Annotated in this window: 11 protein-coding genes; 5 read left to right on the top strand and 6 right to left on the bottom strand. The window is 58.5% G+C overall.

The features are described from left to right. The first annotated feature begins 19 nt into the window (after positions 1-19). The 3 genes from B2Q93_RS10975 (at position 20) to B2Q93_RS10965 (ending at position 10,706) form a co-directional block, all read left to right on the top strand. Positions 20-9,142, top strand: a complete 9,123-nt coding sequence (locus B2Q93_RS10975; protein ID WP_286932966.1) for a hemagglutinin repeat-containing protein — start codon at positions 20-22, stop codon at positions 9,140-9,142. Further along, positions 9,120-9,365 (top strand): Imm31 family immunity protein, encoded by a 246-nt coding sequence (locus B2Q93_RS10970; protein ID WP_052953248.1) that lies wholly within the window; start codon positions 9,120-9,122, stop codon positions 9,363-9,365. The genes B2Q93_RS10975 and B2Q93_RS10970 overlap by 23 nt, the downstream gene beginning before the upstream one ends. 783 nt (positions 9,366-10,148) lie before the next feature. Next, entirely contained in the window at positions 10,149-10,706 is a 558-nt protein-coding gene (locus B2Q93_RS10965) for an Ail/Lom family outer membrane beta-barrel protein (RefSeq protein ID WP_207293186.1), read from the top strand. Between the two features lie 65 nt (positions 10,707-10,771). Here B2Q93_RS10965 and entF read toward each other — a convergent pair whose 3' ends face one another. The 3 genes from entF to fes are packed head-to-tail and all read right to left on the bottom strand — an operon-like array spanning position 10,772 to position 16,064. Continuing rightward, a complete protein-coding gene (gene entF / locus B2Q93_RS10960) occupies positions 10,772-14,638 on the bottom strand; it encodes an enterobactin non-ribosomal peptide synthetase EntF (protein WP_286932963.1) in 3,867 nt (1,288 codons plus the stop codon). Then, on the bottom strand, positions 14,635-14,847 hold the full coding sequence (locus B2Q93_RS10955; protein WP_040076627.1) for an MbtH family protein: 213 nt from the start codon (positions 14,845-14,847) through the stop codon (positions 14,635-14,637). The genes entF and B2Q93_RS10955 overlap by 4 nt, the downstream gene beginning before the upstream one ends. 11 nt (positions 14,848-14,858) lie before the next feature. Continuing rightward, positions 14,859-16,064 (bottom strand): enterochelin esterase, encoded by a 1,206-nt coding sequence (gene fes, locus B2Q93_RS10950; RefSeq protein WP_286932959.1) that lies wholly within the window; start codon positions 16,062-16,064, stop codon positions 14,859-14,861. A gap of 254 nt (positions 16,065-16,318) precedes the next feature. Here fes and B2Q93_RS10945 point away from each other — a divergent pair, with 254 nt between their 5' ends. Next, complete coding sequence (locus B2Q93_RS10945) at positions 16,319-18,559, top strand: TonB-dependent siderophore receptor (protein ID WP_046884337.1); 2,241 nt, start codon at positions 16,319-16,321, stop codon at positions 18,557-18,559. Positions 18,560-18,652: 93 nt separating this feature from the next. Then, on the top strand, positions 18,653-19,300 hold the full coding sequence (gene entD / locus B2Q93_RS10940) for an enterobactin synthase subunit EntD (RefSeq protein WP_212476911.1): 648 nt from the start codon (positions 18,653-18,655) through the stop codon (positions 19,298-19,300). 59 nt (positions 19,301-19,359) lie between these two features. Here entD and B2Q93_RS10935 read toward each other — a convergent pair whose 3' ends face one another. The 3 genes from B2Q93_RS10935 to B2Q93_RS10925 all read right to left on the bottom strand — a co-directional run bounded on the left by B2Q93_RS10935 (position 19,360) and on the right by B2Q93_RS10925 (position 21,233). Further along, positions 19,360-19,842 carry a glutathione peroxidase gene (locus B2Q93_RS10935; RefSeq protein WP_207293183.1) on the bottom strand — a complete coding sequence of 161 codons (483 nt, stop codon included), beginning with the start codon at positions 19,840-19,842 and terminating at the stop codon, positions 19,360-19,362. Between the two features lie 290 nt (positions 19,843-20,132). After that, positions 20,133-20,609 (bottom strand): DUF1348 family protein, encoded by a 477-nt coding sequence (locus tag B2Q93_RS10930; RefSeq protein WP_207293182.1) that lies wholly within the window; start codon positions 20,607-20,609, stop codon positions 20,133-20,135. A 48-nt stretch (positions 20,610-20,657) separates the two neighbouring features. Further along, positions 20,658-21,233, bottom strand: a complete 576-nt coding sequence (locus B2Q93_RS10925; RefSeq protein ID WP_286932953.1) for a TetR/AcrR family transcriptional regulator — start codon at positions 21,231-21,233, stop codon at positions 20,658-20,660. Positions 21,234-21,507 lie beyond the last annotated feature (274 nt).

The raw sequence follows: 21,507 nt of genomic DNA, 5'->3' as shown, positions 1-21,507 counted from the left end.
GCGCTTAAAGGAATAGACCATGAATAAGAATCTGTATCGCATTGTTTTCAACCAGGCGCGTGGAATGCTCATGGTGGTGCCGGAGATCGCCCGGGCGATCGGCACCCGGGCGTCCGGTACGGGTCATACGCTGAGCCGCCTGATCGGTAAAGTGAGTGCGTTAAGCTTCAGCCTGTGGCTGGCGCTGGGTGCGGTGCAGACCGTGCAGGCCGATATTATCGCCAACGGCGCAGCGGCTAAAAACCAGCGGCCGACCATCATCAGCAGCGCGAATGGTACCCCGCAGGTCAATATCCAGACGCCGTCCAACGCCGGTGTCTCTCGCAACAGCTTCTCCCGTTTCGATGTGGACAAGAAAGGGGTGATCCTGAATAACGCTGCCCGTAATACGCAAAGTGAGCTGGCCGGCATGGTAGCCGCCAACCCCTGGCTGGCGCGGGGGGAAGCGAAGGTCATCCTTAACGAGGTCAGTTCTCGCGACCCCAGCAAACTCAACGGCATCATCGAAGTGGCGGGTAAAAAAGCACAGGTAGTGATCGCTAACCCGGCAGGGATTACCTGCGATGGCTGCGGGTTTATCAACGCCAACCGCACCACTCTGACCACCGGCCAGGTACAGATGAACGACGGGAAAATCAGCGGCTATGACGTGCAGCGCGGCGAGATTGTCATCGAGGGGCGCGGGATGGACAGCACCCGCGCCGACAGCACTGACCTGATTGCCCGCGCGGTAAAAGTGAATGCCGGTCTCTGGGCAAAAGAGCTGAAGGTGAGCACCGGACGCAATATCGTGGATGCCGCGCATCAGGCCGTGACCGCGAAAAACGGGGATGAGAGCACGCGGCCACAATTTACGCTCGACGTGGCGCAGCTTGGCGGTATGTACGCCAGTAAAATTCATCTGCGCGGAACCGAGCGCGGCCTTGGCGTGCGTAACGCCGGCGTGATTGGCGCCTCGGCGGGCGATGTGGTAGTGAATGCGGACGGTACCCTCACCAACAGCGGTCAGATTCAGGCGCAGGAGACCATCCACCTCTCCTCCCGCAGCGGCATCCAGAGCAGCGGCGTGCTGGCAGCCGGGATAAAACCCGACGGTAGCGCAAACGCAACGGGCAACCTGACGCTCACCAGCGAAGGTACACTGAAGGTGAGCGGGCAAAATCAGGCCGCCGGAAAGATATCGGCCCGCGGAGCAGACCTCAATTTTAGCGCCAGTCAGAGCCGCGCTGGGCAGATCGAACTGACGGCAACTCAGGGTAACATCCGCACGGCACAAGCCAGCACGGAAGCCCGGACAGTGACGGTGCGCACGGGGGGGAAACTGGATAATGACGGCGGTAACATTACCGCCGACACGCTGGACATCACCGCCCGCCAGCTGTCGAACCGCGAAGGCGTGCTGCAACAACGTGGTGAGGCGGCCCTGACGCTGGCCCATCAGGACGGGATTGATAACCGCGGTGGGATCATCGCCAACGCCGGAGAAAAACTGACCCTTACCGGCGCCTCGCTCGACAACCAGCAAGGTCGCATCCAGGCCAACGCGCTCGCTATCGATACTGCGACCCGCAGCATCAATAACCAGCAGGGCATTCTCACCGCCAGCCGGGAGATGATGCTACACAGCGGGGGGTTGAACAACGATGCCGGTTTAGTTCAGGCGGGCAGCGCCCTGAATATCGATCTGCATGGCGGCGCGCTAAGCAATCGCGACAGCGGCGAAAACGGCGGCCTGCTGAGCTTCGGGACCTTCACCCTCAGCGGCGGCACGCTGGACAACCGCAGCGGATACATGGCCTCCGCCAGCGACAGCCTGATTAACGGCCTCGCCCTGGACAACACCCACGGCACGCTTTACAGCGAATCACATCTCAGCCTGACAACGGACGCGCTGGTCAACCGCCAGGGGCTGATCCAGGCGGGCAACAACCTGACGCTGGAGACCCGTGGCCAGACTCTGACTAACAATCAAGGGCGGATTAGCGCCGGGCAGAATCTGGTGCTGCAAAGCGGTGCGCTCAATAACCAGAGCGGGCACATTGTGGCGGGCGACGCAATGACTCTAACCACACAGGCCAGTCCGCTGAATAATCAGCAGGGAATACTGGCCGCGGGCGGGGAGATGCGGCTAGAGAGCAGCGAGCTGGGTAACCAGAGCGGACAGATCCAGTCCGCCGGGGATATGACGCTTGCCGTCGGGACACAGCTGGATAACAGCGCCGGGCTGATCCGCAGCGGCAAAACCACCACGCTGAGCGCCCAGAGCCTGCTTAACCGCAATACTGCCCGCGAGAACAGGGGCATCGAGGGCGATGCGGTCATCCTTAACGCACCGGTGCTCGACAATAGCGACGGCGCAATACGCAGTAATGACACCCTGATCGTCAACACGCTCACTCTACTGGATAATACCCGCGGCCTGCTCTCGTCCGCCGGGGAGCTGGATGTCAGGGGCGGAAAAACGCTCGCCCTCACCAACACCGACGGCACGCTGATTGCAGGCCGCGAACTGAAGGTCAATGCCGCTTCTGCCAGCGGCGATGGCAAACTGCTCTCGCAGGATGCGCTGCAACTTAATCTGCAAAAAGCCTTTGTGAACACCGGGGAGATCATCGCCAACGGCAATGTCACCTTTACCCTGGCGAAGGGGCTGACCAACGAAAATCTGATCAAAGCCGGAAAAGCCCTGACGATAACGGCGAAAAATCTCACCAACAAGGTGAACGCCGGGATCAGCGCCGGGGAAAACCATCTGCTCATTGAAGGCACACTGACCAACCGCGGCCTGCTGGACGGCGGCCTGACGCACCTCACCGCCGCTACCCTCAATAACTACGGCACTGGCCGTATCTACGGCGACCATCTCGCGCTGGCCGCCGCAATCATCAATAACGAGGCCAAAAAAGGGGTGGCACCGGTCATTGCCGCCCGTGAATGGCTTGATATCGCCGCCGGGACGATTAATAACAAGGGTCACGCCCTGATCTACAGTGCCGGGGATATGGCTATGGGCGGCAACCTTAATGCGCAATATGAAGCGCAGGGGCAGGCGCAGACGCTAAACAACACCGGGGCGACAATAGAAGCGGCGGGGAATATGTTCCTTGGCGTCGCCACCATCAATAACACTAACGCCGGAATGAAAACCAAAGTAGTCGTCGTCGAAAACTCCGACCACCACGAAGTCGCGCTGAAAGGCTCAACAAACCGCTTCGACCGGGCGGATGTCTTTATCGGCGATAAGGATAAGTGGGATGTACATCAGGCGACAATGCCGGACGGCACCAAAGGGCGTGAGTTTTATGAGTATAAGTACAAACGGGAGGTGAAAGAGACCCAGGTCACCGAAACCGATCCCGGCAAGATTATCGCGGGCGGTAACATCCACTTTAATAGCCGTCAGGTCAATAACCAGGACAGCCAGATTGTGGCAGGCGGTCTGCTGGGCGGCATCATCGGAGAACTGAATAATCTGGCGACCACGGGGGTACGGATAACCACTGATATTGGTACCCAGATCCGCTGGTATGCCAAAAAGAAAAAACGCAGATTTGGCGGCACCAAAACCTCACAGGGCAAAAAATATAGCGATTACGCACCCGCCCCAGTCACCCAAACCATCGACCTCAAACAGATGGCCTGGCAGAGCCATACCCAGAACAGCGGGAGCGGCGCTACGATTGCCAGCCGCAACACCGAGGGTATGACCACCGGGACCGCGCGCGCCGGTACGACATCACCCGCCCTGCCCGGCCAGATCATGGAGATCGGCGGCGGTGAGAACAGCGTTATTCGCATCACGCCCCCGGATCTACGTCTGCCAGACAACAGCCTGTTCCGGCTGCACCTGAACACAGATGTCCCTTATCTGATTGAGACCGATCCGCGCTTCACGGACCGGAGAACCTGGCTCGGCAGCGACTATATGCAGCGGCAGTTCAAACTCGACGGTAATAACATGCTCAAACGGCTGGGCGACGGGTTTTATGAGCAGCGTCTGATCCGCGAGCAGATTATTCAGCTTACCGGCAACCGCTATCTGCAGGGTTTCAGTAACGATGAAGAGCAGTTCCGGGTGCTGATGGACGCTGGCGTGGCATTTGGTCATCAATACCACCTGGTACCGGGCGTGGCGCTCACCGCAGAACAGATGGCTCATCTGACCAGCGACATCGTCTGGCTGGTGCAGCAGGAGATCCCTCTGAAAGACGGCACCACGCAGCGGGTGTTGGTGCCACAAGTGTATGCGAAGGTAAAACCCGGCGACCTTGATGCCAGCGGCGCCCTGCTGACCGGTAACGAAATTGTGCTGGATCTGAAACAGGATCTCACCAACAGCGGGCGCATTAGCGGCCGGGATGTTACGCAGATAACCGCAGAGAGCCTGACCAACACCGGGTTTATCGGCGGGCGAAACGTCGCTCTGGAAGCACGCACGGATATCAATAACCTGGGCGGTACCCTACAGGGTAACGACAGCCTGAGCCTGATGGCCGGGCGTGACATTAACAGCGTCACGACCACTCAGGGCGATGCGGCCAACCGCTGGGTCGACCGCCCGGCCGCTATTTTTGTGCAGAGTGACAGCGGCGACCTGAGCTTACAGGCGTTGAATAATATTACCCTCACCGGCAGCCAGGTGAGCAACGCCGGGGCCGACAGCCGCACGCGAATTGCCGCAGGCAACGATCTGACCCTCGACACGGTGAGCACGGCACGCACCGAGTATGGCAACTGGGGCAAAGGCAACAGCCGTCTGCTGGAGCAGTCCTCAGATGTAGGTAGCCAGATTAACGGCGGCGGCGATGTCGTATTGCAGTCCGGGCACGACCTTAATGCCCGGGCCGCCAGCGTGACGGCGAGGGATGATCTTATCGTTGCGGCGGGAAACAACGTGACGCTGACCAGCGGAGAATCGTCTTCTCATCTCGAGGAGCACAGCCGTCAGAGCACCAGCGGGATGCTGTCGAAGAAAACCACCGTTACCCATGACGAAATTTGGCAGACCACCGCGCAGGGCAGCCTGTTAAGCGGCGACAACGTGACGGTGCAGGCGGGTAACGACCTGCTGATCCACGGCTCATCGGTTGCTGGCGAGGGAGATATCGCCCTGCAGGCGGGCCACGACGTCACCATTGAAGCCGCAACCCATACCCGCGCCGATTATCACATGGAGAAGACCAGGAAATCGGGCGTCTTCGGCAGCGGTTCGGGCGTGGGCGTTACCGTGGGTTCCCAGTCAACGAAAACCACCCGTCAGGGTACGGAAACCACCCAGAGCGATGCCCGCAGCCTGGTGGGCACCTCCGGCGGCAACGTGATTATCCGCGCCGGGGAGCAGGTGACGCTAAGCGCCGCCGATGTCGTTGCGGGCCGCGCCGAAGGCGATACTACCCGCGCAACGGGTCATATCGATATTACCGGTCGCGACATTGCAGTGCTGCCTGGCCGCGACACCCTCAAGGAGTCGATGAAACAGGAGACCCGCAGCAGCGGCCTCACCGTCAGCGTGAAGGCCCCGTTCGAGGATTCGGTGCGCAACGTGCGCGATGCGCTGTCCAGCAAAGGGGGTAACAGCACCGTCGACCGCGTGAAGGCTCTCGCCGCAGAAGGCGCGGCGCTGGGCCTCGACGGGCCGGGCAATATGGTGACGACCTCGTTCGGCAGCAGTAAATCCACTCAGGAGTCGCACTACGAGGGTGAGTTCAGCAGCGGCAGCAAGCTGAACGCGGCGGGCAATATCCAGATGAACGCCACGGGCAACGATCTGGTGATTTCAGGCAGCCAGCTCCAGGCAGGGGAATCGGTCATTCTGGATGCCCACCGCGATATCCGTATCACGACCTCGACCGATCGCGAAGCGTACAACACCCGCAATAGCCAGAGCGGGTGGATGGTTACCGATGACATCAGCATGGGCAGCACGGTGCGTGCTACCGGCGGTGGCGGCCAGCATGGCAACCGGATATTGCCTGGCGGCATGAGCCAGTCTGAGGGTAAAACCAGCGGTGCGAGCACCACGCAGAACGCCTCGCTGATTGAGGGCCGTGATATCTACCTTAACAGCCGCGAAGGGAGTATCGACGTGAGCGGCAGCCGCCTCAGCGCCACGGACGATCTGATGCTTTCGGCCACCCTGGGCGATGTACGGATCACCGCCGGGCAGGATACCGCCCGCCACGATGCCAGCGGCAGCAGTAAAACCGTCGGCACACTGGGTAGCGATGGCTACGGTGGCACCGTGGGCTATGGCCGGGACAGTTACCGCACCCATGAGGCGAGCAGCCTCGAGAGCGGCCTGCGCAGCCAACTCAACAGCACCGAGGGTAATGTCATCGTTCAGGCCGGAAAAGATATCGCCCTATCCGGTACGGACGTGGCGGCCGGCAAATCAGCCACCCTCACCGGCGAGAATGTCCTGCTGGACGTGAGTCGCGATACCCGCGACGGCGCATCCCGCAGCAGCCAGACGCAGTACGGCGTCACCGCCTCCGCGGGCGGCTGGGCGGTGGATGCGGCGAAAAGCGCCGAGAACGCCGCCCGCAGCGCGGAGAACGGCGATGACCCACGCCTGACGGCCATTCGCGCCGGACAGGCGGGCGCCACTGCCGTCCAGGGTGCCATGACGGACAGCTCGGTGGTGAAAGCGAAGGTCTCTCTCACCGCCGGCTCCTCCTCGCAGCAGAGCGAGTATCACAGCGCCGATACGCAGGGCACCACCCTGCGGGCCGGTGAAGAGGTCAACATCCGCGCCCGCAACGATATCGTCGGCGAAGGGGTGCAGATCGACGGCCGCCGCGTCACCCTGGACGCCGGTCGCGATTTTCTGATGACTGCCTCTCAGGACACCCTCACCCGGTCGAGCCGCAGCCAGGGGAACCAGGTAGGTATTGGCGTCGGTTTCAGCCTGATTGGCGGCCAGAACGGCTTCAGCATTGAGCTCGGGGCCTCGCAGCAGAGCGGCCGCGAGAATGGCAGTTCTGCCTTCAACAGCAACAGCCTTATCCGCGCCGACGAGCTGCTGAGCGTGACCAGCGGGCGCGACACCACCCTGCGCGGCGCGGAGCTTTCCGGCAACCGCGTGGAGATAAACACCGGTCGCGACCTGACGGTCAGCAGCGTGCAGGACAGCGTTACCCTGGACAGCAAAAACAGCGCCTCCGGGGTCGGGCTCAGTCTGTGCATTCCGCCCATCTGCTATGGCGCCTCGACGGCCAGCGTCAGCCTGTCCGGCGAGAACATCACCCACGAAGGCCAGAGCGTGGCAAACCAGAGCGCCATCCGCGCGGGCAGCGGCGGCTTTGATATCACCACCGGCAACCACACCCAGCTGGACGGGGCCGTGATCAGCTCCACCGCCGCCGATAAAAACCGGCTCGATACCGGCACCCTCGGCTGGCGTGATCTCGAAAACAGAAGCACCACTTCCGGTGACAGCTACAGCGTGGCCCTCTCGGGCAGCGGTAAGCTGTTCGGCGGCAACGACGGCATGCAGCTCAACGTAGCCCCGGCTATCGGTACGGGGCATGCGGGCGGCGAAGACAGCGGCACCACCCGCTCCGCCATCAGCGACGGGGAGATTACCCTGCGCAACCCGGAAGGCCAGACGCAGGACATCGCCGGGCTCAGCCGGGATACGGAGAACACGCACGACGGCGTGGATATCCGCGGGGATATTCAGCAGGTGAAGGATGACCTCGCGGTACAGAGCGAAGCCGCAGCCCTGGGTACCACGGTGCTGGATGCCTACAGCAAATACGCCCAGAAGCAGGCGGCAGAGTCCAATGCCGCACTGGAAGCGAAGCTGGCATCGGAAGGGAAGCTTGATGGCCTGACTGCCGCCCAGCGGGAGGCGGTTATCCGCAGCCAGCCGGAGTACAACAGCACCGACTACGGTCCGGGGAGCGCCTTCTGGACGAAGGGCAGTGCGGCGGCAGGTCTGCTGGCCGGCGCGCTCGGCGGCAACATGCAGGCCGGGGCCGCGGCGGGAGCGGCTCCCCTGCTCGCCTCACTGGTGAAAAACGTTGAAAACGATGCCGCCCGCGCAGCACTGCACGGCATCGTGGCGGCCGCCCTCACCCAGCTTGCAGGCGGCAGCGGCGCTGACGGCATGAAGGCCGGGGCCACAGGGGCAGTGACGGCTTCCCTGCTCTCCGAACGGCTGGTCAGCGCGCTGTACGGCAAGGACGTCAGCCAGCTGACCGCGGATGAGAAAAGCCTGGTAAGTAACCTTGTCACCCTCGCCGGAGCCGGTGTAGGGTATGCTGCGGGCGGCGGGGATGTGTCGCTGGCTGCCGTGGGAGCGAACACAGCACGGGTGGAGGTTGAGAATAACTCGATGGCCGGGGATAAGGGCCGCGAGTCACTGAAAGAAAGCAAGGAATGGTGGAAAGAACAGATCAGGGAACAACTGGGTGAGAACACCGTCTCCCAGATTGCAAATGGTCTGGTCAATGCCGCTGCTGAAACCGGCGACTTCGCGATGCTGAGCGGTGATACGGCGTTTGATATAGTGGCAGCGTTAACAACCTGTGCAACAGAGGGGAGCTACTGTAGTCAGGCGCAAAGTGATATCGCTAAAAAAGATGCGGCGGCAGCGAAAGTGTTGAATAGCATCGTAAATGGCGATGCGTGGGAAGGTATTAAAACTACCGTTGTGAAGGCCTGGAATGGTGACCAGAAAGCGCTGGAGAATGTTGCAGGGACAATATCAGGGGCTTTAGCACAGGCGAAGACCCTGCCGGGAGGGAAATCGACTGCTACAACTCCAGCAGGGAAAGGAACCACCGCCAAACTATCATATGTAGAAGAGCCTCCATTTAATCCTTCAGGAACAGCAGGTGCAGCACAGCCGTGGTCAATCAAAGGGCGAATCAATTATGTGCAACTACCGAATGAAGGAAAGATCCGTTATGTGCCACCCGAAGGCTACTCTGCATCGCAGCCTTTACCGAGAGGGCCGAATAATGGATATATTGATAGATTTGGTAATGAGTGGGTAAAAGGTCCGTCTCGTACAGCAGGGCAAGCGTTTGAATGGGATGTACAGTTATCTCGAACAGGTAAAGCGCAATTGGGTTGGGCAACAAGGGATGGTTCTCACTTGAATATTTCTCTCGATGGCAGAATTACTCATAAGTGATATATATATGAAAATTGATTTTTACCAAGAAGTTGAGGTTGTTCCTGAAGCAAAGCACAAGAAATATGTTGGTTGTAAAGGCGTTGTTCTTGGCATCAGTGAAGAGAATGAGATTATTTATGGGTACTCTGTAATCTTACATGGGAAAGAGACTACGGTTTATTTTGAGAAAGATGATCTGGAACCTACGGGTATAGTTTTTAAAAGAGAAGACTTTTACTAACCCCAAAAGATCCCGGCCATTAGCCGGGATAATGTTATCAGCCGTTAGGCTCACCCTAAATGCCCGTCCCCACGCTTATACACCGGCAGATCGCCGGTGTATAAGCGCTCCCGGAAACGCTCCGATCCACTGCCCCATCTTCTTCCGGTTGACGGGCGCAACGCTTAAGCCCTTCGGCGCAGCCGTACAGCTCATGGGTGTTCCGGGCGGTGATAACGATACAGTCGGGCATTACCCGGTTATTAATGGGCATCCCCTGATAAATCCTACCTGCGCTATCCATTCGCCACGCAAAAAGATAGCGTTACGCTCGCACCAGGCTATAGCCCATATAACCAGTCACCCTGAATAAAAATCTGCCATAAACCATGCCGCTTTAGTCCACCCGCTAATACTGTCACCCCTCGTTTATACTACAGAGCATTTTTAACCAGCAGAGCGTAACATTGCCCTCTCCTTCAGCGGCAGCGACCTGCTGCCCCGCTGTTACCTTCCCGCCTCGAAAGACAAAATATCATCATCACACTCAAAGCCCGCCCACCTATTCAAAGCAGCCCTCGCCTTCGTTTATCACATCAACTGGCAATAACACCCATTACAGCATCAGGCTAAATAGATTCTGAATTTAGCATCTAATTTACTGAAATAAATACAATTATGGGCTTTACCCCTTCAAAATAGCGTCGCCCTTCAGGCAAAGTTTTCTGCCTCGAAAAGGTAAACTTCATATTACTACGCCGCATTCACGGGCGTGTTTCACAGTAAAAATAAGGATGTTAATCAATGAAAAAATTGTCTTTGGCGCTGCTGGTAGCAAGTACCCTGATGAGCGGCACTGCGCTGGCAAATAACCATACTGTCTCGATTGGTTATGCACAAAGTGACTTTGAAAATCTGGGTGATATCCGTGGCGTGAACGTTCAGTATCGCTATGAATGGGACTCCCCTTTTAGCGTGATGGGCTCTTTCACCTATCTGACCGGGGACAACAGTGATAGCGAGTACGAAGCTGGCGAGACATGGTCATATAAAGACGATATCAAATATTATTCGCTGCTGGCTGGGCCAGTCTATCGTATTAACGATTACGTATCTGTTTATGCGCTGGGTGGCGTTTCTTATATCAAATGGGATGGAGAAACCCGATGGGATTATGACTGGGGCTATTCAGAGCGGGATAAAACCTCAGAAAATTCAACCCAGTTCGCCTGGGGCGCTGGCGTACAATTTAACCCAACGGATGATTTTTCTATCGGCATCGGCTACGAAGGTACCACAGCAAAATATTACGAATCTTACTCCGTTAATGGCTTTAACCTCACTGTCGGCTACCGCTTCTAATATCCTCCCACCCAGCTGAAAAAAAATCCCGGCACAGGCCGGGATAGTCATGCTAAAGGGAGTCATTATCCCAGAATTCTCTGTAATACCGGTCCAATGGTCTCAAACGCTTGCGGCGAAATAATATCGACGTGAGCGCAATCCTGACGGTATACCTCCAGTTCTCCCACCCAGGGTGCCCATGCCTGATGCGGATCCTGCGTGCGCGTGCGCTCGGCGACAAACAGCGTCGCTTTGCCGTCAAACTTCGCGCTGTGAGCGGTAGTTAGCAGGCGCACGGCATCAGCGTAGTTGCCCTCTATCGCTTCAAACAGTTTGCCAGGCGCCTGCCCCTGCTGGGCGGCGATAAAGGCGTCGCGCTCGCGGGCAATCTCGGCCAGCACTTCGGGATCAAGTCCGTTTGCCTCTTTTTCTGCCCAGTTTTGCGTCTCTGGCGGCCAGGTATCCAGCAATCCGAGGAAAGCGACCTCTTCGCCCTGCTGACGCAGACGTGCGGCGATACCTTGCGCCAGCGTACCGCCGAGTGAGTAACCGAACAAATAGTAGGGCCCGTGCGGTTGTTGGGCTTGTAGTGTCGCCAGATGATGGTCGATCACCGCATCCAGATTGTCACCCTGCTGCATCGGTCCCTCGGGCCGCGGCGACTGGATCCCCATTATCGACCAACGCGGGCTCAGATAGCGCGCCAGCACGCTGAACTGCCAGGCAAAACCCGAAGCCGGATGGAAGCAGAACAGCGTAGGCCCCTCGCTTTTACGCAGAGGCAGCAGGGTTTCGTACCCCATACGTTGCGCTTCATCATCGTTCCACGACGCCAGCAGCGTGCTGAGCGCCCCCACCGTTGAGGCTACCATCACCTGTCCTGGGGTTACCTTGCGGGCAAACGTATTGCTAAGCTGTGCCGCCAGACGCATCGCCAGTAGCGAGTGGCCACCCAGGGCAAAGAAATCGGCCTCAATGTCATTCACTTCGCAACCCAACAGCGTTGAGAAGGCCTGAGCAACAGCGATTTCAGTGTCGGATCCCGGTGCGCGACCGCTGGTTTTGTTGGACACGGCAGGCAACGGCAGCGCCTTGCGGTCAAGCTTGCCATTGGCAGACAGCGGCAACTCACTGATTTGCAGCAGTACCACCGGCACCATGTGGGCGGGTAACTGCGCTTTCAGCCTCTCGCGTAGCGCGTCGCGATCCAGCGGCAGGCCGGACTCAGATACGACATATCCCACCAGCTGACGCGCATCTCCGCCCGTCGCCACCGCCTGGTTGAAGACGCAGGCATGGGCCACGGCCTGCGCCACGTCCGGCAGGCTCAGCATCGCCCGGTCAATTTCACCCAGCTCAATGCGTTGACCGCGTATTTTAAGCTGATCGTCACTGCGCCCTAAATACTCCACCGCGCCGTTATCCAGCCAGCGCGCCACGTCGCCGGTGCGATACATCCGTTCGCCGGGGGCAAAGGGATCGGCAATAAAGCGGCTGGCCGTCAGATCCGGACGGCCCAGATAGCCCTGAGCCAGCTGGATACCGGTGAGATAGAGATCGCCCGCGACGCCAAACGGCACCGGACGCATCATGGCATCCAGAATACGCAGGCCGGTGTTCCACGTCGGGAAACCAATCGGCACGCTGTTGCCCTGCACGGCTTCCAGTTCCGGCCCAAACGCCGGATACCAGCTGACATCTACCGCCGCCTCGGTCGGGCCATACAGATTATGCAGCGGCACGCGCGTAAGCTGCTCCCACTCACGGCAAAGCTCGGTCGGCAGCGCTTCACCGCTACAGAACACCTGCTTCAGGCTGCGGGTACAAGCCACGTTTTCCGGGGTCAGGGTCGCCACAAAGGCGGCCAGCATGGAAGGCACGAAATGGGTCGTCGTGATGCCGTACCGGGCAAAGAACTGCTGCATAGCCAGCGGATCGCGATGGGCCTCCGGCTCGGCCATCACCAGCTTCGCCCCGGCGATAAATGGCCACCAGAACTCCCATACCGACACATCAAAGCTGCACGGGGTTTTCTGCGCGACGACGTCTGTAGCAGTCAGCGGGTAGTGATCCTGCATCCATAACAGGCGGTTAACGATGGCGGTCTGACCCACCATCACCCCTTTCGGCCGTCCTGTTGAGCCCGAGGTGAAGATGATGTAGGCAGTTTGCTGCGGCGCGCACAGGTTCAACGGTTCGCTGCCCGCGGCAGGTAATAGTGTGTTGTAACTAAAAGTCGGTATCGCCAGCTGGCTGAAGCGCGCGCGCTGGTCGTCGGTCGTGATCAGCAACGAAGGCTGCGCGTCCTCGAGCATCATGTGCAGGCGATCGTCCGGATAACCAGTATCCAGCGGTAGCCAGGCGGCCCCCGCCTCCACGATGGCATGTAACGCCAGGGTCAGGAATACCGAGCGAGGTAACGCCACCGCGACGCTGTCGCCTGGCTGTACGCCCCGTTCGCGCAACAGCGTGGCAAGGGCAACCACCTGCTCGCGCATCTGACGGTAGCTTAGTTCGTGCTGCGCATCGGCGAGCGCCGGGGCATCGGGCGTGCGGGCAGCCTGCTCTGCCACCAGCGTGCTCAGGGTGGTGGCGGGTAGCGCCACCGCGGTATCGTTGATCTGCGCCAGCTGCTGATACTCAGCGGGCGAAACGGTCTCTACCGCGCCACAGGTCAGCGCCGGGTTTTCAGCGAACTGAGCCAGCAGGGCATGCAGACGCTCTACGTGCCGGCTCAGCGTCGCTTCGTCGTAACGCTGCTGGTTAGCGAGGATCTCAATGGTCAATCCGCCCTGCTCATCCGGAAACAGCGCCATCTCCAGATCGTTTACCGGGCCCGTCGCCAGGGTGTGAGTCGTGGCCGTTACGCCGTTCAGGTCGAGCTGATAGTCAAAGACTTTAACGTTGAAGACCGGACCGAAGAGCGCTTCGTCACTGGCGGTACGCCCGCTGTCACGAACGATCTGCTCAGCATCGTAACGCTGATGACGACGCATTTTTTTCAGCTGTCCGGCTAAGCGCTGCGCCAGTGCGGGCAGCGTCTCCGCAGGCTGAAGGGTGACCGCCAGCGGCAGCACGTTCAGCACCGGGCCGGTGGCGGTAAGTGCCGCTGAGCCCATACGACGCATAAAAATAAACCCGGCGGCATACTCCATCCGTCCGGTCAGACGTCCCAGCCATAAGGCCACCAGCGCCAGCGCAAGATCGGTACGCTGCACCTGCCCGGCGTTTGCCAACTTACTGAAGGCGCGGGCATCAGCGCTTAGCTTCATGCGCAGAATATCGGTGGTCGCGGCCCGGCCTGGCAGCGGCGTAGCGGAAAGCGACACCGGCGGCGGTAGCTGTTTACGCTGCTCAGCCCAGAAAGCACCATCGCGGGCGTACGCATCGCTCTCCCGATAGCGTTGATACTCCTCCACCACCTCCGCAAAAGGGGTAAAGGGCGATGCGGGGGTCTCGTCTCCCCTCGACCAGGCACGATAAATGGCGACGATTTGCCGGGTAATGGCCGGGAAGCTAAAGCCATCCACCACCAGATGGTGATAGCGCTGATACCAGTACCAGCGGTTGTCCTCTACCTGAATCAGCTGATGGCAGGCCAACGGCTGGCCGCTATCCACTCGCAGGTTTTGGTGTAAATCTGCCTGCATCTGCGCCATGGCGGCGGCATGCGGATCGGCTTCATTGCGGCAGTCAACAATAGGGGGTTCAGCTAGCGGCAGGGTCTCATCCACCCACTGCCACACCTCGCCGTTATCCTCCGCAAAACGGGTGCGCAGGGTATCGGCCTGCATCATGCCCGCGACGATGGCTTTTGCCAGCAGCGGCGCGCTGATTTCACCCTCAAGTTCTACGTAGTGCGCCACGCTCCAGGCATTGGGCAAGGGAGAGAGCTGCTCTGCCATCCAGATACCCGGCTGAGCCGCGACAAGGGGAAGACGCGTGCTCATGCCTGCTCCTCAGCGAAATGGGCGGGGGTCAGGGTGCGCCAGTTTGCCGCCAGCCACTGCTGACAGGCCTCGCTGGATTGCGGCTCGCTCACCACCTGCCACCCCGCAGGCAACGCGCACTGCTGCGGCCAGAGGCTGAACTGCTGCTGTGCGTTTTGCAAAAGGATGAACTGACCCTGCGGATTGTCGAAGGGATTAGTAAATTCCATACCAGACTCCGTTATTGAATAAGCGGCTGCCAGAGCGTTATCAGCCCCTGCGTCAGCCCTCCGCGCCAGCAAAGTGCATCATGTCCGCCGTCAACCTGACGCCAGAAAACCGGCAACTGCGTGCGTTGTAGCTCGGCATAAAGTGCCTGTCCGGCACGCAGGATCAGCGGCTCGCGGATCCCCGCTTCAATGACGATGCGCAATCCCTGCGGCGTGATTTCATGGTTTTTTAGTTGGGTAATCAATTGCCCGTCCTGCTGAGCGCCGCGATGGGGCCACCAGAACGACCCCGACTGGCTGAGCACGCAGCCAAAGCGTTCAGGCCAGTTAAGTCCGGCATAGAGCGCGGAGAGGCCGCCAAAACTCTGCCCGGCCACCACCGTGCGGTCGGCCCGGTCGCTGAAGGGGGCGATGTCCTGCACTTGCGGCAGTAATTCGTCCTGCACTGCCAGCCAGAAATCGGGGTTGCAGGGCAGCTCGCGGCTGCGATGGGCGGTATCGATCACATCGATTAACAGATAAACCGCCGGCGGCAGTTTTCCCGCCTGAGTCAGGGCCGTGAGCGGCGACCAGACGGGCATACTCTCGGCCCAGAACTGCCCGTCCAGCAGCACTGCCAGAGGGCGTTCTGCGGGGGCGTCATCGCCGGTGGTGAATATCCAGACCCGACGGCTATTGCCCAGCCTGTCGCTTTGCCAGGTGATGCAGCGTGGTTGCGCATGGCTACACGTCGTCATCTCCCAGCCCGGCTGCACCGGCGCACCGGGCATCTCCAGCGCCGAGACGGGATGCCCACGTCCACCGCGCCAGCTCCAGGCGTTGAGCGGATCGGCAATGGCCTGCGGTAGCAGCTTACGCCACCCTTCACGCAGGGCCATACGATCCGGCGGATCGGCGGCAAACACGGTATCGGCAAAATCGTTGTCATTCACGGAGGGGATAAAGCAATAGCTGCCGCGCCAGTGCGGGCTGAAGGTGCCCTGCCACTGCCAGACATCGGTGCCAGGCAGGCGCGTCAGAGATTGTGGGCGGGCATTGTGGTGATGGTCGGTGACGCCGGTGATATAGAGCCAGACTCGCTTTAACCGCGACGTCTGCTCGGTGCCGGCCGGATCGCGCCAGTAAAACGTGACCCGATAGTGATCCCCTTCCTGCACCTTCTGCGGGCCATTTACCGCCCGCCACCAGGCGTCGCTTCCTGTCTCCAGCGTTGTCACTGAATTAACCCCATGTTTACAGGCCTGTTTTTGATCAACGATAATTTATATCGATAATATTATTGATAACTATTTGCATTTGCAATAGCGTATGGTCGCGCTGTGGGAAGCGTGACCATTTATTAACCATGCCTGGCGTTGTGTACTGATCAGGAACGAGCAGTTTACACAGCCTTGCGGGCGACATCCTGCCGCCTCCCTGCCCTTTCGGGAACGGAGCCAGGGGAACGCGGCAACGAAAAGCAGGACACACAATGAACAACAAGATTCACTCACTGGCCGTACTGGTCAACCTGGGGATTTTCGGCACGGCCCTGCCCGCTATGGCCGCTGAGACGCCCGCGCATGAAGACACCATGGTTATCACCGCCGCCGAGCAGAACCTGCAGGCACCGGGGGTGTCGAAGATTACCGCCGATCAGATCCGCAAAAATCCTCCTGCACGCGATGTGGCAGAGATCATCCGCACCATGCCTGGCGTCAACCTGACCGGTAACTCCACCAGCGGCCAGCGCGGTAACAATCGCCAGATCGATATTCGTGGTATGGGGCCAGAGAACACCCTGATTCTGATTGATGGCAAACCGGTGACCAGCCGCAACTCTATCCGTCTGGGCTGGCGCGGCGAGCGTGATACGCGTGGTGATACCGGCTGGGTACCGCCAGAGATGATTGAGAGCATTGAAGTTATTCGTGGTCCTGCGGCTGCGCGTTACGGCAACGGCGCGGCGGGCGGCGTGGTGAACATTATCACCAAAAAATTCGACGACCAGTGGCACGGCTCCTGGAACACCTATCTCAACGCGCCAGAGCACAAAGAAGAGGGTTCAACCAAACGCACCAACTTCAGCCTGAGCGGGCCGCTGGGGGGCGATTTCAGCTTCCGCATGTATGGCAATCTGGATAAAACCCAGGCCGATGCGTGGGACATCAACGACGGTCATCAGTCTGAACGTACCGGCGCCTACGCCGACACCCTGCCAGCAGGCCGTGAAGGGGTCGAGAACAAAGACATTAACGGCGTGGTTCGCTGGGACTTCGCGCCAATGCAGTCGCTGGAGTTCGAAGCGGGCTACAGCCGTCAGAACAACCTCTACGCCGGTGATACGCAAAACACCAATAACGACAATGCGAAAGAGGGTCTGGTTAAGAAAAATTACGGTAAAGAGACGAACCGTATTTATCGCCAGAACTTTGCCGTCACCTGGAACGGTGGCTGGGATAACGGCGTTACCACCAGCAACTGGGCGCAATACGAGCACACCCGTAACTCCCGTCTGGGCGAAGGGCTGGCAGGCGGCCTGGAAGGGTTGTTTAACAGCAATCAGTTCACCGATACTGACCTGGCAGACGTCATGCTGCACAGCGAAGTGAATATTCCGATCGATTTCCTGGTCAATCAGAACCTGACTCTGGGCACCGAGTGGAACCAGCAGCGGATGAAGGACTCCACCTCGAACACGCAACCCCTGCAAGGCGGCGCGATCCCGGGCATGAGCGACGATCGCAGCCCGTATTCGCAGGCCGAAATCTTCTCTGTCTTTGCAGAGAACAACATGGAGCTGACCGACAGCACCATGCTGACCCCGGCGCTGCGTTTCGATCACCACACCATTGTGGGTAACAACTGGAGCCCCTCCCTGAACCTGTCGCAAGGTCTGGGGGATGACTTTACCCTGAAAATGGGTATTGCCCGTGCCTATAAAGCCCCGAGCCTGTATCAGACCAACCCGAACTACCTGCTGTACAGTAAAGGCCAGGGTTGCTACGCAAGCTCCGACGGCGTGGGCTGCTACATGATGGGCAATGACGACCTGAAGGCCGAAACCAGCATTAACAAAGAGATTGGGCTGGAGTGGAAACACGATGGCTGGCTGGCCGGCGTGACCTGGTTCCGTAACGACTATCGCGACAAGATCGAAGCGGGTTACGCGCCAATCGGTCATACCTCAACCAGCAAGGTCTCTACCGATATCTATCAGTGGGAGAACGTCCCGAAAGCCGTGGTAGAAGGTCTGGAAGGTTCGCTCAATATCCCGGTTAGCGATACGGTAAACTGGTCCAATAACCTCACCTATATGCTGCAAAGTAAAAACAAAGAGACCGGTGACCGACTGTCGATCATCCCTGAGTACACGCTGAACTCGACCCTGAGCTGGCAGGTACATCAGGATGTGTCGCTGCAGTCGACCTTCACCTGGTACGGCAAGCAGCAGCCGAAGAAATACAACTACAAAGGCGAACCGGCAACCGGCTCTGAGAAAGACGAAGTGAGCCCATATAGCATTGTTGGCCTGAGCGCGACCTGGGATGTCACCAAAAACGTGAGTTTGACCGGCGGCGTGGATAACCTGTTTGATAAACGCGTGTGGCGTGCAGGTAATGCGCAAACCACGGGTAATGACCAGACCGGCGCCTATATGTACGGCGCAGGGGCTTATACGTTTAACGAACCGGGACGCACCTGGTACATGAGCGTGAATACGCACTTCTAAGTCAACCTGATAACGGCAACCTGGATGGGTTGCCGTTTTATCGCCTCCCGTGCGATAACATGGGTTTTAAACCCGTGCGAGATCCCGGACGCCATGTATTACACCACATCCACTTTTCAGCTCGCCGGCACCACCGTCCACACTGTGACCTTCGATCCCGCCACCTTTACGGAGGACGATCTCCTCTGGCTCCCCCATCATACGCAGCTGGCTAACGCCGGGCGCAAGCGCAAAACAGAGCACCTTGCCGGGCGGATCGCCGCGGTCTCGGCTCTCTCATCGCGGGGGGTATCGACCGTGCCGGGCGTAGGTGAAAACGGCGAACCGCTCTGGCCGACGGGCCTGAATGGCAGCATCAGCCACAGCGGCCATATCGCGATGGCTATCGTCAGCGAAAATTCGTTAGTGGGGATTGATTATGAAGCGATCCTCGACGAAAAAGAGGCTTTCGACATTAAAGAGGGCATTGTTAACGACGTGGAAAGTAGCCTGCTGCTCAACAGCGGTTTGCCCTTTCCTCTCGCCTTAACGCTGGCCTTTAGCGCCAAGGAGAGCCTGTTTAAGGCACTCTTTCCCAGAGTGAAGGCGTATATGGGTTTTGAAACCACCCGCGTCAGCGCCATTACCGACCATAGTCTGCAACTTACGCTGTGCCAGCCGCTGGGGGGATTCCAGGAAAACCATGCTTTTACTCTGTTCTGGCGCCGCTTCAATCACGCGCTAGTCACGCTCATCGACTGAGCCCTTCGCCTTCAGGTGGCGCTTATCTTTCAGAACCGCAATAGCCCGGGCTGATACGATTAACGCTCGAGCGCAGCGATAATGTCGGCCTCTATGTTTTCCGGTTTGGTGAACGGGGCATAACGCTTGAGGGGTTTGCCGTCCCGACCAATCAGGAACTTGGTAAAGTTCCACTTTATCCGCCCGCCCAGCACGCCGGGCAACGCCTCTTTCAGGTAGCGAAACAGCGGGTGCGCGGCGGCGCCGTTAACTTCCACTTTCTCGAACATTGGAAAGCTCACACCGTAGTTGATGTGACAGGTCTGCTCAATATCATCGGCTCCGCCGGGCTCCTGCTTGCCAAACTGGTTGCAGGGAAAACCAAGCACCACCAGCCCCTGGGCCGCATACTTTTGGTAGAGCGCTTCAAGGCCGGCATACTGAGGCGTGAAACCACAATGGCTGGCGGTATTCACTACCAGAATCACTTTGCCAGCATAGTCGGCCATCGGGATGGGCTCGCCACGCAGTGTACTGGCAGAAAAAGGGTAAAAGTTGGTCATATTGCGGTCCTCAGCGCTCACTCCGTTCGTCAGCATATTGCTGTTATGGCTTATCGCGTATGTCATAGCCCAGATTCGGCGGTGTTGTTCGGTGGGTCGTTTTGCCGGGTAGGCTATGTGCGGGTCATAGTTGCAGAGATGCGGAATAATAACAATGAAGCCTTTGGGATCTGGGCGCTTATGCTGGCCCAGGCTCGCAGAATGTCAGATTGGTGACGCGCGAAAAGCGAGGCTCCCCGAAAATGAACTGAGACAGCCCTGCTTTATCTCACGCGCAATATCTGACTGACTTACAGGCCGAGGTCAGAGAGGCTCGGGTGATCGTCAGGGCGACGGCCCAGCGGCCAGAAGAACTTACGCTCGCTCTCTTTGATAGGCATGTCATTGATACATGCGAAGCGACGTTTCATCAGGCCATCAGCCTCGAACTCCCAGTTCTCGTTGCCATAGGAGCGGAACCAGTTGCCTGAGTCATCACGCCATTCGTAAGCATAACGCACGGCAATACGGTTCCCGCCAAACGCCCACAGCTCTTTAATCAGGCGGTATTCGAGCTCTTTTTTCCACTTACGGGCGAGGAAACCTTCCGCCTCTTCGCGGTTATTGGCGAATTCGGCACGGTTACGCCATTTGGTATCCAGCGAGTAAGCCAGCGCGACTTTGGCCGCATCGCGCGTGTTCCAGCCATCTTCAGCCAGACGGACTTTCTCAATGGCGGTTTCCAGCGTAAATGGCGGAAGCGGCGGACGGACTTGTGTATCGGTCATGGTAATATTCCTGTTAACTTGATTTAAAGGTAATAAAAGATTCGTTGCTCAGGCCCCGGCTGAGAGCCGTTCCAGTAAAACTTTTGCCATTTCCCGTGCGTCGTCAGCGGCGTTCCGGTCACCCATTACGTAGGTCATGGTGATAGCCCCCTCGATCAGAAGCAGCAGTTGTCTGGCCAGCGCAACAGCGTGCTCAGGGTTCAACTGCTCGCTGAGTTCGAGCGCGTAATCCAGCAATTTTTGCTTATGCATTTTCGCTATCTGGCGGACGGGATCCTCCGGGTCCCCCACTTCTCCGGCCGTGTTGATAAAGGCACATCCCCGGAACCCCTCGGACTCAAACCAGCTTTTCAGAACGGTGAACATATTCAGAATGCGGTCCCTGGGCGTTTCGCCTTTATCAGACTCGGTTCTGAACCACTGCATCCACCGTTCGTCACGCTCGTTTAACGCGGCTGATGCCACGTCCTCCTTGTTCGCGAAATGGCGATAAATACTTTTCCTGGCGACGCCCGAGGTCTTCACCAGAAGGTCCATGCCCATGGCGTGGACCCCGTTCTGATAGATAAGTTGCTCAGCGGTCGTGAGGATTTTTTCTCGTGTATCAGTTGGCTTCTTGTTCATGCCTTAAAGGTAGAACGATCGTTCTACCTGGTCAAGCATTTGTTGTTATTTCTTTTTTCAGAAGGGATAAATCACGAAGGGGAACCCACGTAACCAGTTGAATAAGAAGTTATTTTATACTCACGTTGTAACGGGGGTTCGCTTGAACAGATACGGATTCAGAAATAAATCGGGCGTGGAGGAAGAAATTTGAGGCTGGGTCAGATGGCAATAAACGTAAAAATGCGGGGATAGTGCTGCGCGCCGATCAACGCAGTTTGTTGGATTGAGTGCG

The organism is Leclercia sp. UBA5958 (genome assembly GCF_002430365.1).
Taxonomy (GTDB): Bacteria; Pseudomonadota; Gammaproteobacteria; order Enterobacterales; family Enterobacteriaceae; genus Enterobacter; species Enterobacter pneumoniae.
This window is presented reverse-complemented; position numbering and strand designations above follow the sequence as displayed.